We start from the raw sequence: 18047 nt of genomic DNA, 5'->3' as shown, positions 1-18047 counted from the left end.
GCGCTTACATATGAGGAGTCAAGCGGCCCTTTTGCGCGGGAAGCCGCCCTCTTGGCGGGACCAGGCGCGCTATCGAAGAGACGACCGCTCTCTGCGGGATCAGGCGCCCCTCGCGTGACCTGCGCTGTCGCGGATTTTCAGAACAGGCACGACTTCGCGCGACTGCGCCTGCGCTTGCCGGCCCGCGATCACGGCGAGGAGCTCGTTGGCCGCCAGGACACCGATCTCCTGATTGTCGACCTTCATCGTCGTAAGCCCCGGAGAAAAGCGCGATGAAATCGCAAGATCATCGAAGCCGGTGATCGAAAAATCCCCGGGCGCGTCGAGGCCGCATTCCCGCGCGGCCATCAACGCACCGAGCGCCAGATTGTCGTTGCCGCAAACGATCGCGGTCGGCCGGATGTCGACGGCTTGCGTCATCAATCCGGCAAAGCTGGCCGCGCCGAACTCCAGCGTCGAGGGACCCATCATCAGATCCTGCGCCGCAATTTCCAAACCCGCGGCCGCGAGCGCTTCGCTGACGCCGCGAAGCCTTTCCTTGACGCGGTCGTTGTTGGTGTCCGGCTGGAAGATGGCGGCAAACCGGCGATGGCCGAGCGACAGCAGATGCTCCGTCATGCGGCTGAACGCGGCGCGATTGTCAAAGCCGATGCACGGATGCGGTGACAGCTTGTTGTATGAGTATGTCACGACATAGGGAATGCCGCGCGAGTTAAACGCGTCAAAGAGCTCGGGGGGATGATTTTCACCGACCACGGCAATTGCTTCCACGCCGCGCGCAAGCATCGCTTCGGCCTGCCGCAAGCCCTCGTCCGGATCGTAGTTCGAGCAGCCCAGGAACAGCGTGAAGCCGCGTTCGCTGAAGACGGTCTGCATGCCGCCGATCTGGTGGGCGAAGATTTCGTCGTCCAGGGTCGGGATGATGGCGCCGGCGATATGCGTCCGGCGCGAGGCCAGCGCCCGTCCCGCAGCATTGGGAATCCAGTTCAGCGCGCGTGCGGCGTCCTTGACCCGCTGCCTGACCTCTTCGGAGACCTTGTCGGGTTCGTTGAAGGCGCGCGAGACGGTCGCGGTCGAGACATTGGCCTTGCGGGCGACCTCCTCGAGCTTGACGCGGCCGCTGCCTCCACGCGCTCTCTTTGAACCTGCCACCATCCCCGCCACGTCGGTCGAACGCTTGATCGATCAATACCTTGCCATGGTATTGACGACCACCGGAGTCCTCAATGAAAATCTCCTAGCGTGAGGCGCGCGCGCTTCCTAGACGATCCCGCCCTGCCGAAGCGCCGCAATCGCAGCCACGTCGTAGCCAAGCTCCGTCAGGACGAGGTCGGTATGCTCGCCGAGCGTCGGCGGACGCGATGCGATCTCGCCGGGCGTTTCCGACAGCCGGACGGCAGCGCGGGCCACGGGTGCGCGTTTCGGCAGGCCGGGATACTCGACATCCTGCATGAAGCCGGCGGCGCGAATATGCGGATGGTCCAGCGCCTGTTGCGGGCTGAGGACGGGCCCGGTCGGAATCATGGCCTTGCCCAGCGTGTCGACAGCCTCCTGCGTGGTGCGCTCGGCGCACCAGCGCGCCATCCGCGCGCTGATGACGGGGCCGTTATTGCCGCGGCTGATGTCGTCGGCAAAGCGCGGATCGTTCAGCCACTGGTCCTCCTCACCCATCAGCTTCGCCCAGCGTTTGAACAGCGGATGCCCCGTGACCTGGCACAGCACCCAGCCGTCTTTGGTGCGGTAGATGTCGGCCGGTGCTGCAGTCTGGCCGAGATTGCCCGTCGGCACGCGATTGACATTGATGACGGCCTGCTCGATCAGCGTGGCATTGGTGAAGGACAGCGCGGTGGCGAGCAGCGCGCCCTCGACGATCTGCCCGCGTCCGGATTTGCCGCGCTCGATCAGGGCTGCAAGCGTCCCGAACGCGCAATGCAGCGCCGTGCCGAAATCGACCCAGTTCACCGCGGCCCGATATGGCGGGTCGCCAGCACCGGTCATGTACACCGAGCCCGACATGACCTGGCCGACGCCATCGAAGCCGACGCGGTCGGACCATGGCCCCGGCCCGCCGAACGCGGTGGCGGTCGTCAGGATGATGTCGGGCTTGATCGCCTTCAGCGAGTCGTAGTCGAGCTTCATCGCGCGCAGGGTCTGCGGCGGCAGATTGGCGACGACGACGTCCGCGGTCGCGATCAGGCGGCGCATCACCTCCTGCCCTTCCGGCTTCATCGGATCGAGCGTGATGCACTTCTTGTTGCGGTTGACCTGCAGGAACAGCGCGCCTTCGCCGCCCTCGCCGACCGGCGCCACGAAGCGATCCTCGCTGCCGTCGCGCTTTTCCACGCGGATGACCTCGGCGCCGAATTCGGCCAGCAAGGTCGCGCAATAGGGCCCTGCGATATAGCGCCCGAAATCGAGGACGCGCACGCCCTCCAAAACTCCTCCCATCGATCCCTTCCCATATTCATATGTTCTGGCCAGATTACAGGGACTGGCTGCCACGGCAAGGCGGCAACGGACATCATGCCCCTGCCCTCAAGATGTGATCGGCGAACAGTTTCGGCCGGCGGAAATTCTGCTCTAGTATCGATCTCTCAGTCCCCCCAGCCAGAGCACATCCATGCCGCAACAATTCGATCGATCCGCAGAAGATCTCGGCAACGCGATCCATTTCGAGCACGTCAACATCCAGGTCCCCGACCAGCGCCTCGCCACGCTGTTCTACGTGACCGGGCTTGGACTGACCCGCGATCCCTACCTGATGGTGTCCGACACCAACATGTGGATCAATGCCGGACGGAGCCAGTTTCACCTGCCGAGCGGCAGGCCGCAGGTGCTGCGCGGCCATGTCGGGCTGGTCATCGAGGGCCGCGAGGCGCTGCTGGCGCGGCTCGCGTCGGTCGCGAAGAAGCTCGAGGGCACGGCGTTCGCATTCGCCGAGCACAACGATCATGTCGAGGCGATCTGTCCGTGGGGCAACCGACTGCGCTGCTACGAGCCGGACGCCGCACGCTTCGGCCGCATCGCGCTCGGCATTCCCTATGTCGAGTTCGACGTGCCGGAAGGCACCACGAAGGCGATTTGCGCCTTCTACCCCGAGATCATGGGCATGCCCGCAAGCTTGCGAAACGGCGACGGCCAGGTCGCCGCCGTGAAGACCGGCCGCGACCAGCATCTGTTGTTCCGCGAGACCGATCGGCCCCAAGGCGACTACGACGGCCACCACGTGCAGATGTACATCACCGACTTCTCCGGCCCTTACCGCAAACTGCTGGCGCGCGACCTGATCTCGCGCGAGGACAATCAATACCAGTACCGCTTCTGCGACATCGTCGATCTCGACAGCGGCAGGCATCTCTTCACGGTCGAGCACGAGGTCCGCAGCGCGACCCATCCGATGTTCATGCGGCCGATGGTCAATCGCAATCCGGCGATCAACAACCGCAATTACGCATTCGGCCACGATCAGTCGCTCTGGGCGATGGGGCCGGATCAATACGAGGGATAGGAGATGGCGAACGCGCGCCTTACGGCGCGCGCCATCCGTGACCTCGGCCGGCCATCAGCAGCCACGGCAGATGATCAGCCGGCGGTCGATCTCCCTGTCGAGCCGCTGCAGCTCCGCGTCTTGGGGCGAGGCTTGCGTCGACCCGGGCACGTCGCTGCGTCGCGGCTGCCGGTGACCGATGGGAGCCTGCCGGGACAGGTCCGCGAACTTCATTGCGTCCACACTGCCAGGCGAGGACATGGTCACAGGCGCGCTTGCGCCTCCGGCAGCCCTGAGGCTGGAAACCGATCCGAACAGAAACGTAGCTGCGACGACGGTCACGCCAAGTCTGATTGACATCATCATTCTCCTATCGCGGTGACGTTGCGACGATGCGCATGCGATGGATAGGAGGTCCCGGCTACTCGACCATTTCGCCCGCGGCGACATCGCGTTACCATTGCAACCGCGATCGCCGATTGTCGTGCGCCAGCTCTGGATTCCTGTTTTGACGCGCTTTCTTCGCGCGCGCCGGTATCCGCTTCGCTCGAAAACGCTCTACCGCGCCGCGGCGGACCGCCTCACGCGTCGTCGTGCGGCCGACGAGGCGACGCTCCGCGCCAGGACGCCGGCGAGCTCCGCCGATATCAGCGGGTGATGAACGAGCTCGGTGATCCCTGACGTCTCCAGCGACGGCACCGCCAGCTCGCGCGTCGATGGGCTCGCCAGAATCATCGGCAAGGCCGGCGCTGCCGCGTGCAATGCCGCAGCCAGCTCGATCGAGGAGCCTCCGGGCATGTGACACACCAGCGCCGCATCGAAGCGCGTTTGCGCGGTGCGGCAGGCAGTGATCGCCTCCGCCAGCCTGGTGAACCCGACCGGCTCATAACCCAGCGCCGCGAGGATTTCCTCATGGCGCAACAGGCGACGGCGATCGGTGTCGAGCACCAGCACCGTCTCGCCCGCGCCACGGAACGCAAGATCGGGGCTGTGCTGAACCGGCACCGCCTCGTCGGGATCGCCGGATGGCAGCCAGACGTCGAAGCGCGTGCCCGCATCCGGCTCGCTCTGCACGGCGACGGCGCCGCCATATTGCTCCGCGATCTCGCGAACGGTTGCGAGCCCGATGCCGTTGCCGTCCGGACGCGTCGTGAAGAAGGGCTCGAATATCCGTTCCAGCGTCGCCTCGTCCATTCCCGGCCCCGGATCGGTGACCGAAATCACGGTGAAGCGGCCGGGGCCGACCTCACTGCGTCCGATCGACAATGGCTGTTGAAGATCGCGCACCTTGATGCCGAGTTCGATGCAACCCGGCTCCGTCATCGCCTGTGCCGCATTGTTGCAAAGATTCAGGATCACCTGCTGCAACTGGGCGGGCTCGCCCATCACGGTGGCCTCTTCGGCCGACTCATTCACCTCGAACTGGACGTGCGAAGGCAACGAAGCCGCCAGCAGCGATCTGGTTTCGTCGATCAGGGTCCTGACACAGACACGCTCCCGCCTGCCCTCGCCGCGGCGGCCGAAGCCGAGAATCTGTTCGACCAGTTCGCGCGCCCGCTCGCCGGCACGGCGAATCTCCGCAAGGCTGCCGGCCGGCCGGCCTCCCGACCGGATTCGCGCTTCGGCGATCTCGGCATAGCCGAGGATCGCGCCGACGATATTGTTGAAGTTATGGGCGATACCGCTGGCAAAGGTGCCGAGGGTTTCCATGCGGCGTGCCTGTTGCAGGCTCGCCTGCAAGCGCTCCTTCTCGCCTTCGAGCCGGACCCGGCGGATCGCGTTGCCGATGGCGTCGAACGCCATGCGAAACAACGAGACTTCGGACCAGTATGCGAGCGCCCCGGCCGGCACGGTATCGAAGCCGAGGATTTCATCGCGATGTCCCCTGACCGCCGTCACGCACAGCCAGCCGCCGACGCCAGCGTCCTCGAGCAGGTTCATCGTGTCGTCGGGATGGGCGGCCTTGACCTTGGGAATATAAACGATACCGCCTTCGCCACTGTCGAAGCGTGGCGCGAGGCTCAGCGCGCGATCCGGCCAACCCGGCTCGAATGCGATCCCGTCGCGGGACCACCGATAGGTGCTTGTCGTCGTCCCGGTCGCGCCGACGAAATAGGCGCGATCCGCACCGATGCATCCGGCGAGCTGTTGCAGCGCGGTCTCGACGTCAGCGGTGATCCTCTCGCGGCTCGAATCGATGAACCGCATCGAGATGCCGGCCATGACGTGCTCGAACGCCGCTCGGCGGCGCAGCGTGACCGCGCGCCGGTGCAATAGCAATCCGAAATAGACCACGCCGCAGAGCAGCAGCAGCGACGTCATGAACTGCAACAGGCGTACCCGGCGCGCCGACGCCCGCGAGGCGAGCTGACGCCTGGTGATCAATGCCAATACGGCATCCTGCTCGCGGTTGTTCGATTCGGCGACGAGCGTCTTCACGATCGTGTCGATGTCGGGCAGAAGGTCATGCAGCATCTCCCCGTGCATCAGCAACGCGCGGACCGAATCCATGTCCTGCGGCGGCGTTTGCACGAGCGCCAGCTCTTCCAATCGACCCTGGACCTGACGCGCCACGACGTCCGACGTATCGAGCGTCAGGCGCAGCATCGCCGCCGCCAATGCGGAGGCGGCGGTGACCAGCGCCCGCTGATCCGACTCGGCCAACTTGTCGCTGAACAGACCGAAATAGGCAAAGGAGTTCTGGAGCAGCGCGTTGCGGCTCTTGAACCGTTCGACCAGATCCTCCTGCCGGAGGGCGCGTGCCGACAGCACATCGATGGCCCTGGTCTCTTCGGCATTGAGACCCGGCGTTTCGCGCAGCCGCGTCAGGGCGTCGTCATAGGCATCGGTCATCTGCACCAGCTTGTCATAGTTGCGCGACAGGCCGACGCGCGCGGTCAGCACTTCCCTGGTCATCGCGCGTTCGAACCGGGTGAAGTCGCCAAGCGCCTGGAGCTGACGGTCGTAACGCACCGAATTGAAGTTCAGCCCGTTCAACAACAGCCAGGTCAGCAGGGCGAGCACGCAGGTTACGCCGATCACGGCGGGGGCAAATTTCATGGGGAGCCTCCGACAGTCGCGCCGCGATAGGTGCCGGTCAGACTGTTCAGAAAGGCGACGAGCGCCTTGACCTGCTTCTCCGTCAACGTGGCGTTCAATTGGGCAAAGGCCATCTTGCGAACCGCGTCATCGAGCGTCGGCGCGCTGCCGTCATGGAAATACGGCGGCGTGGTCGCGACGTTGCGCAGGCTCGGCACGCGCAGAATTTTCGGCTCGGGCGATGCGAGCGGGTGGAATATGCCGTGGCGCTGGAACAGATTGCCGCCGACATTGACGCCCTGATGGCAGGACGCGCAGCCCAGCGATTTGAACAATTGGTAGCCGCCCAGCTCGTCCTCCGACAGCGCCGCGGCGTCACCCGCCAGCCAGCGATCGAACTTGCCGCCCGGCGTGACCAGCGTGCGCTGGAAGTTCGCGAGCGCGTCGACGACATCGCCGCGCTCCGGGCGGTGGCCGTAAGCCGCGAAGAAGCTCTCGCGCATGTCGGGATCGGCATTGAGCTTCTCTGCGATCTCGACCGAGCTGCTCGCCATGGTGCGCGGGCTTTCCAGCGACGCCCTGGTATCGGCTTCGATGTTGCGTAATTTTCCTTCCCAGCCGAAGCGAAAGCTGAGCGCCGCATTGAAGACGGTGAGCGTGTTGAGCGCGATCGCCGCCCCGTCGGGGCCGACATCGTGCTGCCTCGGGCTCGCGCCGTTCGTCGCGATATCGTGACACGATGCGCAACTGCGTGAATTGTCGTGCGACAGCCTGCGATCGGAGAACAGTCGTTCGCCGAGCTTGACCTTCAGCGGATTGATTGCCGGCGGTGCCGGAATGGGCGTGATGGGCTCATCCTTGCGGACCGACACGAAGGCAGACGGCGACTGCGACGGTGCCGGAGAGACCTTCAGAGAGCACGGCACCAGTGCGCAAATCACGATCGCGCAACGTCGAAGGCCGGCACCTCGTCCGGCCCCGAGAAATCTGGCGAACTGCTGCACGCCCAGCAATGTGGGGGTGAAGCGAGAATTGTCGCGGCTGCTCAAGGAATTTTGATCGAAGCTGGATGATTTCGCGAAGGTGGCCGCCACATGCTCCGGGCGATGGTGTCAGCAATCACGGCAGTACCTCACCACCCGCTCGATGTCCGACCTGCCGGAAATCCCGAGGTCCCGCAAGGTCCGGTCATCGAACTCCATCAACGCAGCGACGGCCTTCCTGATCTCACGTTCCCGACGCCAGTGCGCAGGCAGGTCCATCAGAGTCCCGAGGGTCGCGCCGAGCGACCCCAGCCGATTCCAGCTCCGCTCCAGTCGCGCATCGCGTGGCTCGGCGCGATCGAGCCTGACGATATTCCCATTATTGTCATTCCCATTGTTGTCGGCTCCATCGTTGCCGCGCTTCTCCGCGGGCTCGCGACCCGCCGAGGGCGACCGGCAATCTCTCGTGGCCTCCAGCATCGCCTGAACCGGCGCGGCTGCTGTCGGATGCAAGGCCGCCCCGTAAAGGGCAAAGCCTTCCATCAAGGAGGCGAAGACCGCCCACCAGAATGTGGTGACGGGCTGATCCTGCCCGGCAGGCGGCACGTCCGGTGGCGAAGCGATGTCCGGCGCGCGATGCCTCGCGGCAATCGCACCGAGACGGACCATGCCACGACCGTCAGATCGTGCGACCCAGTTCGCCCTGTCGAGTTCCATGTGACCCGGCAAGGCAACGCGGCTCACACTGTGAGAATACTTCTCCATCGTAAATCTCCCACACGCTGTTGGTGGGAGGCAATCTGACGGCCCGCTGTTACGCCAAGGTCACCGCCATCGGCAAATTGGCTACAATTGCAATCCGCCAATTGCTTCTAGAACGGATCGACCGGCACCGCGAAGACATAGCCGACGCCGCGCTCGGTCTGAATGACGCGCGGCGCGCTCGGATCGGTCTCCAGCTTGCGCCGCAGCCGCAGCACCTGGACGTCGATGCTGCGATCGAAAATATCCTCATGGATGCGGGTCGCCTGCAGCAGATGCTCGCGGGTCAGGGCACGCTGCGGCGCCTCGAGAAAGGCCAGCAGCAGCGCATATTCTCCCTTGCTCAACGGCACCGGCGCTTCGTCGGGATCGGTCAGCTTTCGGCTGCGGCGTTCGAGCTTCCAGCCGCTGAAGCGATAGCCCCCGCGCTCGGGATCGCGGGCGCGCGCGGCCCGTCCCATCTCCTGCCGCCGCAACACCGCGCGGACGCGCGCCAGCAGCTCACGCAACGAGAACGGCTTGATGATGTAGTCGTCGGCGCCAAGCTCGAGCCCGACGATGCGATCGATCTCGTCGGGGCGATGGCCCGTCGTGATGATGACCGGCACGTCGGAATGCGACCGGATTTCCCTCAACAGGTCCAAACCGTCATCCTGACCAAGCCGAAGGTCGAGGATGATCAGGCTCGGCTGGCTGCCATCGAGATAGTGGTTCAATTCCGATCTGTTGGAGGCCGCCCTTGTCGGGATATTGTGCTCCTCGAGATATTTGATCACCATTTGCCTTAACGTCGGATCGTCATCGACGACGACGATGTGGCCAATATCTGCAAGCATTCCATACTCTCAAAATTCGCCGTCCGCCGAGTGAGCTGTACTTAAAAATTGCGAACGTCAACGTCCGGCTGTGGTGAAATGATATTGATGTCGTCCGAATTGGAATCGCTCAAAATAGAACGGGATATCCGCGGTCATCGGCACACACTGAACCTATCTATGATGCCGTGATGACGCCGCAACAGGGTAATTCTGCGGCTAATTCCACCGGATGTCGCATACGTGAATAATTGTGATCCCAACGCTTACTACTTTGGGGCGATAGGAAGCCTGCGGCCTGCGCTGTCGTTCAGCGACTGCGATGTGCTGCGCAGGCTGTTGCCCGGCCCCGCAGGGCGCGGGCGTTTGCGGGCTTCACGGACTCATCAGGAGCCCGGCAGAGCCAACAGGTACTGGTAGATCGCGGCGAGATCGTCGTCATCCATCCGCCCGATCGGCCGCCACGGCATCTGCTCGCCGAGCCGATGCCCGTTCGGATCAACGCCTGTGCGCATGGTGTCGACGAATTGCGCAAGGCTCCAGTTCTTGACGATACCGAGGTCCGGTCCGAGCGGCGGCAATTGTCCCGGCACGCCGCCGCCGAGATCCCTGCCGTGGCATTCGCGGCAATCCTGATAGGACAGCAGGTACTTGCCATAGAGCGCCGTCGGCGCCTTCGGCGGCGCGGTGATCACGCCGGTGAAGACGGGCTTCGCATCCGGCAACAGTCCGGCGCCCAGCATCACGATGCCCAGCAGGCTGAAGCGATCCGGCGGATCCGGGGTCTGCGCACCGCTCGCGGGCAGGCTGCGGATGTAGGCGATCACGGCCTTGGTGTCGTCGTCACTGAGCCGGCCGGCATTGGTGAAGGACATGATCGCCAGCCAGCGCCCCCTCGCGTCGATCCCGTTGCGAATGGCTCGAAAGATCTCGGCATCGGACCAATTCTTCAAGACGCCGGCGGGCGTGAGATTGGCCGGCACGAACGCGCCGATGGGAATCGGGAGATCCTTGGCCACATCGCCGCCGCCGGTCAGCGTCCCGGTCTGCGAGTGACATGCGGCACAAAAGCCGTCGGCCACGGCCATGCCTCGGGCAATCTGGTCCGGTGTCGCCTCGATCTTCACATCCGGGACCGGTGCAGAACGGGCGTGTTGCCGGACGATACCGACCGCGGTCAAAGCGGCGACGCCGAACACTGAGACGGCCAGCACGGCCGTCAGCACCATGCCGCTCCACTTCGCCAGAGCAGATTTCGTCCGGGCGGCGCGAACGCCCAGCCAGGCCAGAAACGCGATGAACGCAACCATCGCAATCAGGGCGACAATATTTTCCATGCCAGTCCTCAATGAATTGGGTGCGACCGATGCCGCGCGACATCCGGATCGTCAAAAATGAATTTCGGCCGACGCCAACGCGCCAATATCTGCGAAGGTGTGCCATGCGGAGGTCTGCCGGATTAACAGCGCGGTGTTTCCGTGCCGTTTCATCGCCCGCCGCTCGCGTTACAATTGTAATCCTGTGCCAGCATTATCGCTGCTGGCAGGATGTCACCGGTTTCGCACCGAACTTTTTTTGCCCGGCCTTGGCAGCGCCACGATGCGTTGCCGCCGTAACCATTTTCGCTGCCGCCGGAAGTCTTGGCGTAACGGCGATCGCTTCAATTGCCTCTTACTCGACCGGACGCTCTGGGGCGACCGTGCATCGATCATCAAGAGGTCAACTCACATGAAGATTCTTATCGCTTCGACACCTGCGACGGGTCATCTCAATCCGATGCTGGCGATCACGCAAATCCTGCGTGGAGATGGTCACGAGATCGCTTTCCTGACGGGCACCGCCTTTCGTGCCCGCGTCGAAGCCAGCGGCGTGAAGTTCTTTCCCCTTCCCGAGGACGCGGACTTCGATCCGAACGACGTCTTCTCGCGATTCCCCGAACTCAAGACCATTCCGCCGGGACTGGAGTGGTTCCGTGTTGCTTGCGAGCGCATCTTCGTCGACGCCATTCCGGCCCAGCACCAGGGGCTGCTGCAAATCCTGCGGCAATTCCCCGCCGACATCATTGTCGCCGACGACATGCTGTTCGGTGTGCTGCCGATGCTGCTCGGACCGCGCTCGCAGCGGCCTCCCATCGCGCTCTGCGGGACCTCGTTTCTGCATTGGGCGCGCGAGGACGGCGGGCCCAATTTCCTCGGTCTGCCGCCGGCAAAGACCGACGAGGAGCGCGATCGCTACGCGGCCATGGCGCGGGAATTTGATGCGGCAGTCGATCAGCCGGTGTCGATGCGCCTGAACCGGGCGTTGAAGTCTCTCGGGGTCGGGCCGATCGCGATGCCGATGTTCCATTCCGTGGTCGCTCTCGGGGATGCCTATCTGCAACTGTCGGTGCCAAGCTTCGAATTTCCTCGCGAGATTCCGCCCTCAGTGCATTTCGTCGGCACCCCGCCGATCATCGCCAACCAGGTTCCGCCGCCGTCCTGGGCCGAAGAGCTCGGCGGATCGCGCAAGATCGTTCTGGTGACGCAGGGAACGGTGGCCAATCACAATTTCAATCTGCTGGTTGCCCCGACGCTGGCGGCCCTCGCGGACGAGGAAGACATCCTGGTGATCGTGACGGCAGGCGGCCGCCCGATTGACGCCATCCCCGGCAAGATCCCGTCGAACGCGCGCATCGCCAGCTATCTGCCGTTCGAATGGCTGCTGCCGAACGTCGACGTGCTCGTCACCAACGGCGGCTATGGCAGCGTCAACCAGGCCATGAGCTTCGGCATCCCGCTGGTCACCGCGGGGCTGACCGAAGACAAGGCCGACGTCAACGCGCGGGTCGCATGGTCCGGGGTCGGCATCAACCTCGCGACCAACGAGCCAACACCGAAGGCATTGCGCGACGCGGTGCGGACGGTGCTCGATCAATCCCGCTTCCAGTCGCGTGCCTCGCAGATCGCCGACGAATTCGCCGGGATCGACACGCGGGCCGAAATCCTCCGGGTCATCGGCGAGCTCGTGGCCGACGAGAGCTCGCACACCGGCGCGATGGCGGCAAGCCGGGGGCGGCGCGCCGAACGGCGCGCGTAATCGCCGAACGCGACGATGGAGGGCGGGCGACCGCACCTCCATCACCTCATGCACATCGAACAAGCCGGAACCGGATAACCGTCCATGCAAATCGACCCCGCATCCTTCGCCTTCACGTTGCTGCTCGGTTTTCTGGCGGCCGTGCCCTATTCCGGCATCGACATCAATCTGCCGGCGCTGGCAGCGACCGGCGCGACGCTCGACGCGAGCGCGTCGGATGTCGGGCTGACCATGAGCGCCTTCATGCTCAGCCTCGCCACCGCGCCGCTGATCTACGGACCAATCTCCGACCGCCTGGGCCGCAAGCCGATTCTGGCATTCGGCCTCGTACTGTTCGTCGCCGCAAGCCTTGCCTGCGCGAAAGCGTCCTCGCTGCCGGTTCTATTGCTGGGCCGCTTCGTCCAGGGCATCGGCGCCGCCGCCACCGCAACGACCTTTGCCATCATTCGCGATCTCTTCGACGGCAACGCCGCGCGAGGCAAGATCGCCAACGTCATGGTCACGGTCAATGTCGCGACCGTGATCGCACCGACGGCCGGAGCCGCCCTGCTGGCGATCGCCGGCTGGCGATCAATCTATGCCGTCCAGGCGGGGATCGGTCTCATGCTGCTGGTCGTGGTGATGTTTCGCTTCGCGGAGACTGCGACGACCGACCGCGCCGGCCGCCTGGGGCTTTCGGCCGTCATCGACAGCTACCGCCAGGTGCTGACGCATCCGGTGTCGTTGCCTTTCATCCTGGTCGGCGCCGCGGGCGGCGCGACCGTGTTTGCCTACGTCACCGGCGCCTCGCTGTTCTTCGTCGGCGCCATCGGACTGCGCCCGGAGCAATATGGCCTGATCTTCAGCGCATGCTCGGGGGCCGTCATGGTCGGCGCCTTTCTCGACGGCCAGCTCGGCCGGCGCGGCGTAGAGTCCGCCCGCATGCTCGCAACCGGGCTGACGCTGTCGGCCGCCGCCAGCACCGCCCTGCTCGCGATGACGTTGGCCGGGTGGATGCCCACGTCACTCGTGGTTGCGCTGCTGATGGCGGTCGCACTCGGCTTCGGGTTCAGCGTGCCGAACGTGATGAGCGCGACGATGCAGCGTCTCCCGGAGATCGCGGGCGCCGTCAGCGCTGCCGCCGGAAGCATTCAGCTGACCGCCGGCGCAATATCGAGCGGATTGGTCGCACTTCGCTTCGACGGGCGGACCGCGTTGTCGATGACGGCGGTGATGGCGGCAACGTCGCTGCTCGCTCTGGTTCTCTATCTGCTGGTCGCGCGCCCCGCCGAACGCCGCCTACCGTCGCAGACGATCGATCCCGGCGTGGCGGTCCGCAGCCCCACGAAGTCCTGAGTTGGCCGAATCCAGCTGGCAGCCCGGCGCATCCGTCGGGTTGCCAGCTGACTAGGCCTGTGAGGGATCGAACCTCCGCATGGCGGAACCAAAACCTGTTTGATTATTCGACGATTTCAATCCGCATTTGGAACAAGCGGCGTGGCGCGCCCCGCCCTTATTCTCGCCGCCATCATCATTCAGGAACGCGCGCAGGGGGCGGGCTCCTCCAGGGGGCAGTTCCCAAAGGTTCTGCGTGATCATCCGACGTCTAGTGCAACACGAAGTGACTGCGTCCCGCCGTGCGCTCCTTGGCGGGCTTGCGTCCTCAGCCTGCGTCGTCGCGTTGGGCGGATGCGCCAGCCTGGGTGCTACCGGCGCACGGTACGACGCTTCGTCGCTCTCGGTCGACCCTACGTTGCTCGTCGTAACCACGCGCAAGCCAGTGAACGGCGGCCGGTCGAAGCCGTGGTTTGGGCCGGAGCGGGCTTCTACGATGACCGTCGCACGAGCGAAGCTTGTGGCGCCTGGTGACAGCCGTTTTTCTCTGGCTGCAGCCGGACTTGACGATTGGCGTCTTGATGGGATCGAGCCGGTATCGGGCGATGTCGGCAGTCTTGTCGCGCAGGCCGGCGGCGGACCAGACGTCCTGATCTACGTGCACGGCTTCAAGCAGACGTTCGAGACAGCGGCGCTCGATGCCGCGCATCTCTCCGATGGCATCAGGTTCCGCGGCCAGACGATGGTATTCTCCTGGCCCTCGAAGGCTGGACTGTTCGACTACGCCTATGACCGCGACAGCGCAATGTGGTCCCGCGATGGCTTCGAACGCGTGCTGCAATCCGTCGTGACGAGTTCAAGCGCCGGCCGCGTCCACATCGTCGCGCACAGCATGGGAACCATGCTGACGCTCGAAAGCCTGCGCCAGCTCTATGCGCGATCCGGTGACGCCGTTGCGGGCAGGATCGGGGCCGTGGTGTTCGCCGCGCCGGACATCGACATGGACGTGTTCTCGTCGTCGATCAACCGCATCGGTCCGCTTTCGCGCAAGATCACCGTCATCGCCGCAACGAACGACCGCGCGCTGGCGTTGTCGGGGCAACTCGCTGGTGGGATGACACGGGTCGGCGCTGCCGAGAAGACCGCCATCGAAGGGCTCGGGGTGCGCGTGGTCGATGCGTCCGAGGCAGGCTGGGGCGTTATCAACCACGACCTGTTCCTGTCGAATGCAGAGGTGCGCCAGGTGATACGCCGCTCGATTGATACCGTGGCCGCGTGAACCCGGCGTGGCGGAAACGATATCGCTGATAGAGAGGTATCTTAGGGCTAGCTCTGACATCCCGTTGACAGGTTCAATGCCTTGAACAGGCCATCGAAGACACCTGACCGGCAGGGCTTGACCTCCGCGACTGGCTTGGCGCGCTTGGCATTCGCAAATGCCTTGGACGTTTCCTGCACGGGCCGAGGTCTGGGCAGCATGACCGCGAATTTTCTCCCGCTTGCGGTGCGCTGGTGTGGCGCGATGATCTTCAAAGGCTCTGGCGCAACATTCGCCGTTTGATCCGGCGGAGGCATCGGTTCGCTCAAGGAGACCAGCTGCGGAGGCGCTTCAAATTGCATGTGCATGTGCGGGGTCCCGAGCCGGTCTGCCGTCGTCAGCGTATCGGCTGAGACGCGTAACCCGACGGTCGCCTGAACAGGCGGCGCGTTCACGGGCTTGGTCATGCGGGGCGCCGTCTCAAGCTCCATCACCGCGAGTGTACTGAAGCCAACGAGGATGAGAGCCGCCTTCATCTGATTTCACGCTTCCCGAACGAGACGCCTCGTTCAAAGCCGGAGACCAATTGCAGACATCCAATAAGGCGGCTTGGCGGCAGAACTAAACCAGCCGGCGCGGCGACCGGACAAGATCAGAGACAGGGTTAACGCGGGTCATGCGAACTGGTCCCTTATGCGGAGTGCTCGGTGTCGCCTAACGACCGGCACCTGAGGCCCCCCTCGAGCGCGCAATGTGCTAGTCTGAGCCGGCACTCAGCCCGGACGGTGCACCGTGACCGATGGTCGTCACCCGGCATGGACCGAGGAAAGCCGCTTTCGCGGTGCGCTCGACGATGTGATTATCATCCCACTTGTTGTTGTCGCGCTCGTCACGAACAAGATCCTGCGTTTCGTTCTTTCGATCTTGATGCGGATGCTCGACTACGCCTTCCCCTTTGCGATGCAGATTGTCTGGCTGCCGCTCTTCGCGGCCAGACTTGTCGGCGATGTCATCTTGACCGTCATCGATGGCGCGGTGCGCTTCCTTCCCCTGTCCGCCGCGAAGCGTCGACAGTGGGGTAGATCGATTCGGCGCAACTGGTTGTGGTTCCGGCGGAAGATCAGCTATCGGGCGTTCGAACACGCTGTGCATGATGCCTTTGAAGGCGGCATGGCATGGGTGTTCAGAACATGCCGGCATCTCACGCCGAACGCCGCATTGCTCGTGATCCTGTGCGCGGTCCTTTGGCTGCCGATCTCTTTCGGTGCGGCAACGGCGATGCACGCGGTATTGTTTGCCAAGGTCACATCCTGGCCAGCCTGGATGCAACTCCTGCATCCGCTCGCAACGGTCATCGCGAAGAGCAAGCTTCTGGTGCTACCGGTCTATCCGGCAGCCTGGCCGCAGGCCAGAAAGCATCCACTCGTTCAGCTCGTCTTCAAGGGCTACGACATCATCAAGCGCGTGCATGTGATCAGAAAATTCGGCCTTCGCTATCGGCAGGCAGAGATCGCCGGGACCGCGGCGGTTGAGAGGCTCGAGCGCATCGCCGGTCTCACATCGGCGGTGCGATGGTTGCGCGAGGCGCATGTCGCAGAGCATTTGGGCGTCGAGAAGCCCACTCAGGAATTGCGTTCGTTCTTCGCGCGATGGTCCATCAAGTTCTCGGCCGAATATTACGAAGCGAAGGAACGGCAAGCATCAGGCGGCCCATCATCAAACAGCAGCAAGCCGCGAACGCCGAGTTGATCATCAATCGCCAACGGCCCCACCGTGCCGCCGTCGCTGCCCGATCTCTCTTCAACGGGCAGCGGACTGCGCCATTTCCAAATGAAGCAAGGACAGCTTGTCTTACCATCCGGCAGCGAATCCCACTGGTCGATAGATCAGAAGCTTGGGTGCGAACCAGCGCCGGGACGCGATTACGGTGTTTCTGTCTGTCAGCATCATTGCCGCGCCTGAGGGATTGGTCGGACGCTGCCGGGCGCGTGCTCCTCGCCGCCAATTGCTGCCGACTCCATCGCTCGCAACTACGATGTCGTCGAAGATGGCAGTGAATTGTTTCTGACTACAATCCGCTACAGCGGCTCTTTTGCCGCGCGGCACGATTGGACGCACGGCAAAGCGATCCGTGCGCTCCTTTGGCAATCTTATTTATGCCGAGGGCTCGCTATTCATCGCTTCGATCCCCACATTCAAGTCCACCTTGGTCAACCGTCGAGATTGGCCGGAGTGCGCGGAGACTTCCAACGAAAGGGCTCTGCATATGTCCAAATCTCAGCAGCATCGCGCAAGAGCGACCGCGTCCGGCGAGCTCGTTAAGGATTCGGCCAGCGCTGAGGGAAGCTGTAAATTCAACACCTGGCGGGCCGGCTTCGTCTTTTTGACGGATCACAGGCGCAACAATGAAATCGGTCGCAACAAGCTGCCTTTGAAAAAGGACACGCCTGGCGATGCGAGATCGAGCGCAACCGCTCTGTCACGATGGGAGAACGAGGGAGGCTCGGTCCGCGACGAACTGCCGCCCTGATCCGCTATTCGAGTGGGCTAATGTCCCGCGTTTGGCCCGGCGCTCGGTTTGGCCGCGCGGCGGTCAGTTCTTCCGGTCTATCTCGGGTTTGTCGCGCAGAACCGCGTTCAGAAGCGAGCTATGGACCTCGATCTTTCCATTGTAGCTGATGAAGCCAAGCTTCCGGAACTTGTTCATGAAGAAGCTGACCCGTGACCGGGTCGTACCGATCATTTCGGCCAGCGTTTCCTGGCTGATATTGACGCCAATGGGCTGCGAGCTGGCTTCCTTGCCGAAGTTCGCCAGCAGAAGCAGCAGGCGCGCCAAGCGTTTCTCGCTCGAATTGAAGAGTTGGTCGATCAGGTCTTCTTCAATCCGGCTATTGCGCGCGAGCAAATACGCCATGAACAATTGAGAGAACTTCGGCTTGCCTTCGAGCGCCGTAGTCATCGCCGTCTTCGATATTCTCGTGATGACACAGGACTCCATTGCCGTAGTCGTGGCAAGACGCAATGGATGACCATTGAGGCAGCCCTCGCCAAAGAATTGTCCGGGCTCCAAAATCCCAACGACGGCTTCCTTGCCTTGGTCCGAAACGACCGTGAGCTTGATCTTTCCCTCTTGAATGTAGAATACCGCGTCCGCGGCATCTCCCTGCACGAACACGCTCCGACCTTTGCCAACTTTCGAGATCGATTTCCCGGCCCCGACCTTGGCAAGGAATGCTCTGGGATCAAAGTCCTTCGCCGCTTTCACCAAGGCAGGACTCTCGTTCGCTGGACCATTAACACGCAATCATACTACC

16 protein-coding genes are annotated in these 18047 nt (G+C 63.6%); 6 read left to right on the top strand and 10 right to left on the bottom strand.

Annotation, left to right across the window (positions count from 1 at the left end):
* Positions 1–99: 99 nt before the first annotated feature.
* Together AB7535_RS04135 and AB7535_RS04130 are read right to left on the bottom strand one after the other, a co-directional pair.
* On the bottom strand, positions 100–1155 hold the full coding sequence (locus AB7535_RS04135) for a LacI family DNA-binding transcriptional regulator (protein ID WP_085404530.1): 1056 nt from the start codon (positions 1153–1155) through the stop codon (positions 100–102).
* Positions 1156–1260: 105 nt separating this feature from the next.
* Complete coding sequence (locus AB7535_RS04130; RefSeq protein WP_085404531.1) at positions 1261–2448, bottom strand: CaiB/BaiF CoA transferase family protein; 1188 nt, start codon at positions 2446–2448, stop codon at positions 1261–1263.
* 172 nt (positions 2449–2620) lie between these two features.
* On the opposite strand from AB7535_RS04130, the gene AB7535_RS04125 reads away from it, so the two are divergent.
* On the top strand, positions 2621–3508 hold the full coding sequence (locus AB7535_RS04125) for a VOC family protein (protein ID WP_085404532.1): 888 nt from the start codon (positions 2621–2623) through the stop codon (positions 3506–3508).
* Positions 3509–3562: 54 nt separating this feature from the next.
* On the opposite strand, the gene AB7535_RS04120 is transcribed toward AB7535_RS04125, so the two are convergent.
* The 6 genes from AB7535_RS04120 to AB7535_RS04095 all read right to left on the bottom strand — a co-directional run bounded on the left by AB7535_RS04120 (position 3563) and on the right by AB7535_RS04095 (position 10423).
* The gene (locus AB7535_RS04120) at positions 3563–3847 is read right to left on the bottom strand and encodes a hypothetical protein (protein ID WP_135215059.1); all 285 of its coding nucleotides are present in this window, start codon (positions 3845–3847) and stop codon (positions 3563–3565) included.
* 198 nt (positions 3848–4045) lie between these two features.
* Positions 4046–6547 carry a two-component system VirA-like sensor kinase gene (locus AB7535_RS04115; protein WP_085404533.1) on the bottom strand — a complete coding sequence of 834 codons (2502 nt, stop codon included), beginning with the start codon at positions 6545–6547 and terminating at the stop codon, positions 4046–4048.
* Positions 6544–7452: a cytochrome-c peroxidase gene (locus tag AB7535_RS04110; protein ID WP_234678505.1), complete on the bottom strand. Its 909-nt coding sequence runs from the start codon at positions 7450–7452 to the stop codon at positions 6544–6546. The genes AB7535_RS04115 and AB7535_RS04110 overlap by 4 nt, the downstream gene beginning before the upstream one ends.
* Positions 7453–7638: 186 nt before the next feature.
* Positions 7639–8274: a DUF1127 domain-containing protein gene (locus tag AB7535_RS04105; RefSeq protein WP_085404534.1), complete on the bottom strand. Its 636-nt coding sequence runs from the start codon at positions 8272–8274 to the stop codon at positions 7639–7641.
* A gap of 107 nt (positions 8275–8381) precedes the next feature.
* On the bottom strand, positions 8382–9107 hold the full coding sequence (locus AB7535_RS04100; RefSeq protein WP_085404535.1) for a response regulator: 726 nt from the start codon (positions 9105–9107) through the stop codon (positions 8382–8384).
* 365 nt (positions 9108–9472) lie between these two features.
* On the bottom strand, positions 9473–10423 hold the full coding sequence (locus AB7535_RS04095; RefSeq protein ID WP_085404536.1) for a c-type cytochrome: 951 nt from the start codon (positions 10421–10423) through the stop codon (positions 9473–9475).
* A gap of 391 nt (positions 10424–10814) precedes the next feature.
* Here AB7535_RS04095 and AB7535_RS04090 point away from each other — a divergent pair, with 391 nt between their 5' ends.
* The 3 genes from AB7535_RS04090 to AB7535_RS04080 all read left to right on the top strand — a co-directional run bounded on the left by AB7535_RS04090 (position 10815) and on the right by AB7535_RS04080 (position 14754).
* A complete protein-coding gene (locus AB7535_RS04090) occupies positions 10815–12161 on the top strand; it encodes a glycosyltransferase (RefSeq protein WP_085404537.1) in 1347 nt (448 codons plus the stop codon).
* 84 nt (positions 12162–12245) lie between these two features.
* Positions 12246–13496 (top strand): multidrug effflux MFS transporter, encoded by a 1251-nt coding sequence (locus AB7535_RS04085; protein ID WP_085404538.1) that lies wholly within the window; start codon positions 12246–12248, stop codon positions 13494–13496.
* A gap of 235 nt (positions 13497–13731) precedes the next feature.
* The gene (locus AB7535_RS04080) at positions 13732–14754 is read left to right on the top strand and encodes an alpha/beta hydrolase (protein WP_085404539.1); all 1023 of its coding nucleotides are present in this window, start codon (positions 13732–13734) and stop codon (positions 14752–14754) included.
* Between the two features lie 47 nt (positions 14755–14801).
* Here the strand turns inward: AB7535_RS04080 and AB7535_RS04075 are convergent, their stop codons facing one another.
* Entirely contained in the window at positions 14802–15269 is a 468-nt protein-coding gene (locus AB7535_RS04075; RefSeq protein WP_085404540.1) for a hypothetical protein, read from the bottom strand.
* 256 nt (positions 15270–15525) lie between these two features.
* On the opposite strand from AB7535_RS04075, the gene AB7535_RS04070 reads away from it, so the two are divergent.
* Positions 15526–16482, top strand: coding sequence for a hypothetical protein (locus tag AB7535_RS04070; RefSeq protein WP_085404541.1), 957 nt, complete (start codon positions 15526–15528; stop codon positions 16480–16482).
* Between the two features lie 382 nt (positions 16483–16864).
* Entirely contained in the window at positions 16865–17263 is a 399-nt protein-coding gene (locus AB7535_RS04065) for a hypothetical protein (protein WP_144030843.1), read from the top strand.
* 63 nt (positions 17264–17326) lie between these two features.
* On the opposite strand, the gene AB7535_RS04060 is transcribed toward AB7535_RS04065, so the two are convergent.
* Positions 17327–18001, bottom strand: a complete 675-nt coding sequence (locus AB7535_RS04060) for a Crp/Fnr family transcriptional regulator (RefSeq protein WP_063984903.1) — start codon at positions 17999–18001, stop codon at positions 17327–17329.
* Positions 18002–18047: the final 46 nt, after the last annotated feature.

This window comes from Bradyrhizobium sp. 956_D2_N1_4, from assembly GCF_052076025.1.
In the GTDB taxonomy this organism is placed as follows: domain Bacteria; phylum Pseudomonadota; class Alphaproteobacteria; order Rhizobiales; family Xanthobacteraceae; genus Bradyrhizobium; species Bradyrhizobium barranii.
This window is presented reverse-complemented; position numbering and strand designations above follow the sequence as displayed.